This window comes from Lentilactobacillus kisonensis DSM 19906 = JCM 15041, assembly GCF_001434135.1.
GTDB classification, from domain to species: Bacteria; Bacillota; Bacilli; order Lactobacillales; family Lactobacillaceae; genus Lentilactobacillus; species Lentilactobacillus kisonensis.
In genome coordinates, this window is the sequence record NZ_AZEB01000100.1 from 1 (window position 1) to 372 (window position 372).

Here is a 372-nt window from a genome sequence, read left to right on the forward strand (position 1 = left end):
GTCAATGGGTATCAAAGTATAATGGGACTAATAAACAAGCGAGTAAATCGCAACGAAAGCAGGTCCCAATTATGGCTAAACAAACCACCTTTGAAGAACGCATTGAAATCGTTGAATATGCCATTACCCATAATCGGAACTATAAGGAAACGGCGGCTAAATTTAATGTATCGTATCAACAAGTGCGGGCATGGGTTCTAAAAGTCGATCGTGATGGGTTCCCAGCCCTTAAAGATCGTCGTGGTCATCATAAAGCCGAATCTGAAATGAGCGAAGTTGAGCGCCTTAAACTGGAAAATCGCCGTCTTAAGGCCGAATTGAATGATAAGAAAGCAATTGAGGCCTTCGCAAAAAAATTGCTCGCTCTAAAGA

Annotated in this window: 1 protein-coding gene; it reads left to right on the forward strand. The window is 41.9% G+C overall.

Annotation, left to right across the window (positions count from 1 at the left end):
• Nucleotides 1-71: 71 nt before the first annotated feature.
• Nucleotides 72-372, forward strand: a 301-nt coding sequence (locus tag FC98_RS13885) for a helix-turn-helix domain-containing protein (RefSeq protein WP_156637349.1), incomplete at its 3' end; no start/stop codon positions are given.